The sequence below is a fragment of the Mesorhizobium sp. M4A.F.Ca.ET.022.05.2.1 genome, from assembly GCF_003998845.1.
Taxonomy (GTDB): domain Bacteria; phylum Pseudomonadota; class Alphaproteobacteria; order Rhizobiales; family Rhizobiaceae; genus Mesorhizobium.
The window spans coordinates 1-3,472 of sequence record NZ_RZOJ01000529.1 but is presented as its reverse complement, the minus strand read 5'-3'; the positions used below and the strand labels follow the sequence as shown (position 1 = coordinate 3,472).

4 protein-coding genes are annotated in these 3,472 nt (G+C 62.6%); 2 read left to right on the top strand and 2 right to left on the bottom strand.

Annotated features, from left to right (window positions below; genetic code table 11):
- Positions 1-52 precede the first annotated feature (52 nt).
- A complete protein-coding gene (locus tag EN745_RS32075; protein WP_127423102.1) occupies positions 53-1,051 on the top strand; it encodes a 4-hydroxyproline epimerase in 999 nt (332 codons plus the stop codon).
- A 152-nt stretch (positions 1,052-1,203) separates the two neighbouring features.
- Positions 1,204-2,214 (top strand): GlxA family transcriptional regulator, encoded by a 1,011-nt coding sequence (locus EN745_RS32070; RefSeq protein ID WP_127423101.1) that lies wholly within the window; start codon positions 1,204-1,206, stop codon positions 2,212-2,214.
- A gap of 324 nt (positions 2,215-2,538) precedes the next feature.
- Here the strand turns inward: EN745_RS32070 and EN745_RS32065 are convergent, their stop codons facing one another.
- Together EN745_RS32065 and EN745_RS32060 are read right to left on the bottom strand one after the other, a co-directional pair.
- Positions 2,539-2,757 (bottom strand): hypothetical protein, encoded by a 219-nt coding sequence (locus EN745_RS32065; RefSeq protein ID WP_126056439.1) that lies wholly within the window; start codon positions 2,755-2,757, stop codon positions 2,539-2,541.
- A 158-nt stretch (positions 2,758-2,915) separates the two neighbouring features.
- Positions 2,916-3,472 (bottom strand): LysR substrate-binding domain-containing protein (locus EN745_RS32060; protein ID WP_245487886.1); only part of this gene is annotated, 557 nt, incomplete at its 5' end.

Below are 3,472 nucleotides of genomic sequence, written 5' to 3'. Positions count from 1 at the left end.
AGCCCTGGCCGCGCAATGTGAAAGTTGAGCCGGTACGGCAAAGAGAGAGAGCATGCGCCGCAGCTTCTTCTGCATCGATTCCCATACGTGCGGCAATCCGGTTCGGCTCGTTGCAGGGGGTGGCCCCTTGCTGCCCCACGCCCCGATCGCCGAGAGGCGTGAACTCTTCATGCGCGATCATGACTGGATCCGGCAGGCACTGATGTTCGAACCGCGTGGACACGACATCATGTCGGGCGCGATCATCTACCCGGCATATCGCGAGGACTGCGATTTCGCCGTCATCTTCATCGAGGTCAGCGGCTGCCTGCCGATGTGCGGCGCCGGCACGATCGGACTGGTGACGGCGGCGCTCGAGGAAGGCCTGGTGACGCCCCGAGTCCCGGACAGGCTTTCCATCGAGACGCCCGCGGGACGGGTTGATATCCGGTACGAAAAGCCGGGCGAATTCGTTGACTCCGTCCTTATGTTCAACGTCGCCAGTTACCTCCATGCCGCGGATGTCGCCGTCGATGTCCCTGGCCTCGGCCGGCTCGTCGTCGACATCGCCTATGGCGGCAACTTCTACGCTGTCGTTGAGCCGCAAGAGTCGTGGCGGGGCCTCGACGGTCTATCGGCCAGCGACATCGTGGATCTCAGCCGCAGTCTTCGCGAGGCCCTCGAACCAGTCTGCGATCCGGTTCATCCCGACGATGAAAGGATCCGCGGCGTGCACCACGCCATCTGGTGCGACAAGCCGTCAACCACCAATGCCGACGGCCGCGGCGCGGTGTTCTATGGCGACAAGGCGATCGACCGTTCGCCGGGCGGCACTGGCACCTCGGCACGCATGGCGCAACTCCATGGCAAGGGCCGGCTGAAGGTCGGTGACATTTTCCGCCAGGAAAGCCTGATCGGCACGGTGTTCGAAGGCCGCGTCGAGGCGGAGACCGACATCGGTCCTTTCAAGGGGATCAAGCCAAGCGTCGGCGGCTGGGCCCGCATCATCGGTCACAACACGATATTCGTCGATGACCGCGATCCCCTGGCCCATGGATTCCAGATTGCGTAGAGGCCGCTCGCTTCAGCCTGAGGTCGTCATGTCGTTCATGGAGCATCAGTGCGACTATTCCGCCCGCATCATGGCCACAATTTTGCCGGTAGGATAGCAGCGCTGGCGACGAGCCTCGAAGCCGCAAGTGGCCGAAGCGAAGGAAACGATCGATGAAATCCGCAAGCGGAATTGCCGAGATGAACCGACTGAAAATCGGTTTTGTGCTCGCGCGTTCGTTCACCCTTTCAGCCTTCGCCTTGTTCGTCGATACGCTGCGTCTGGCCAGCGACGAGGCGGACCGGTCGGGCCGCATCTTTGCCGATTGGCAGGTTCTGGCCAGCACTCGGCACCTGATCACCTCCAGCTGCGGCGTGCAGGTCGCGCCGACATCGGATCTCGTGGACCCCAGTCTGTTCGACTATATCGTCGTCGTCGGCGGGCTGTTGAACACCGAGTTCCCGGTCGACGACGAGACGGTCCGCTATCTCAAGAAGGCAGCCGCCGGCAAAGTGCCATTGATCGGCGTCTGCACGGGGACCTTCGTGCTTGCGGACGCCGGCCTGATGAAGTTCCATCGGACCTGCGTCAGCTGGCTGCACTACCAGGCATTCCGTCAGCGCTTCCCGGATCACGAAGTCAGGTCGGACCGCATCTTCAACCTCGATCGGACGAGGGGATCGTGCGCCGGCGGCAGCAGTGCCGCGGACATGGCAGCATCGATCGTGAGGCGTCATATCAGCGAACGCGCCGAAAGAAATGCGCTCGAGGTCCTGCAGATCGACAAGGCGCGCCCGGCCTTGCACATCCAGCCGCGCCGACCGCTCTCGATCGAATGCAACGATCCGCGGCTTCAGGCGGCGCTGATTGCGATGGAAAACCATATCGAGAATACAATCTCGATATCCGAGATCGCGGCATCGGTTGGATTGTCGCGAAGGCAGCTGGAACGCTTGTTCATGGAGAAGACGAAAACCTCCCCGGCGCTCGTCTACAAGAAGGTGCGCCTCGAGCGGGCAAAGCAGCTTCTACTCGAGACCAGCGTGCCGATGCTCGACATCGCCATCGAAGTCGGCTTCGAGAACGCGTCGCATTTCTCCAGGGTTTTCCGGGAGACATTTGGAATGCCGCCGAGCAAACTGCGATCGGCGGTTGCCGGCGGCACGAGCCTTGTCGATAGATAGACTCAATGCCACCAGGCGCAGCAGTGCGGCGATTGACAGGCTTCAGGTCACATATTGCTGCACGGTCGGATCGGCGGTCGTGGCCTGAACGGAAGAGGCTGGCGCCGGAGAGGAATGTCGGCGAGCGATGACCGGATGGGTTTGACGGCAGCAGTGGGTTGAGCGGCGGCGGCTACACGCCTAGCGAGCAGCCCCGCCGACATTGCGGCGAGCTTGGATGCAATACTCAACGACGGTTCCTCCCAGGAGAACACCAGCACATCCTAATCTAGCACACGCGCCGCCGCGCTCGCAGTTACATTTGCTAATCCAAGAGGGATCCGATCAACCGGTGCGAAGTCTTCTGGCGGACTCGATCTTCTTCAGCCGTGCCTTGGCCTCGCTCACGCGCCGCTGCGCACCTCTGATCCTGCAGCACAGGGCCAAATTGACGGCGACGTTGCCGTCCCCCTCCAGCAGTTTTTCAGCCCGTTCCAGGGCCAGTTCCGCGCGGCCGGCACGCTGCCGCGCCTTGTCCATTTCGAAGCTGTAAATTTCAACCATCTTTCCGCTCGCGTTGCGGTCCCTTCAAGATCGAAACCAGTGCCGATTGGATTTGTTCCGACACGGCGCGCAACAGCCTGTCACAATGCGGGGGCGCGGTTTGGCAGGGATCGTCTGGCTGGTCAATGGGAGATGCAGCGGCATCGCGGCGGGGAGTTCTAGCTTCCCCGCTCCTGTGCCGCTATTTCCCGAATCCAGCCGCGCAGGCTTTCGGCAGCGGGGGAAAGCATGCGGTTGTCATTCCAGGTGAGGTAGTAGCCGCCCGGCGCCGGCAGCTCCAGATCCGTCAGCCTGACCAGCTTGCCTTCGTCGATCTGCGCCTCGACCAGGCGGTGCCAGCCAACGGCAACGCCCTGGTCGGCCTGGGCGGCCTGCAGCGCCACGAAGAACTTGCCGAAGCGCCGACCTCTGGTCGAACCGTGCGGCACGCCTGCGCGCCGCAAAACCTCGTCCCAGCCGGCCCAGTCGGGATCAACCCAATCAACATGCAGCAGCGGCAGGTCAGCCAGCGATTGCGCGGTTGCATCGCGGTGCCTGCTCGCAAAGCCAGGCCCGCAAACGGGGTAGATGGTCTCGTCGAAAAGCAGCTCGGCATTCTCGTCCGGCCACGATCCAAATCCGTAGCGAATGCGCAATTCGACTTCGGCGCGGCGGTAGTCGCGAGGATCGTCGGAGATCAGGTGGTCGACGGAAATATCCGGGTGCCGCGTCCAGA

Bases quoted from the DNA above. Each gene is read 5' to 3' on its own strand.
- EN745_RS32065 (WP_126056439.1), bottom strand. From the start codon at position 2,757: ATGGTTGAAATTTACAGCTTCGAAATGGACAAGGCGCGGCAGCGTGCC.
- EN745_RS32070 (WP_127423101.1), top strand. From the start codon at position 1,204: ATGAAATCCGCAAGCGGAATTGCCGAGATGAACCGACTGAAAATCGGT.
- EN745_RS32075 (WP_127423102.1), top strand. From the start codon at position 53: ATGCGCCGCAGCTTCTTCTGCATCGATTCCCATACGTGCGGCAATCCG.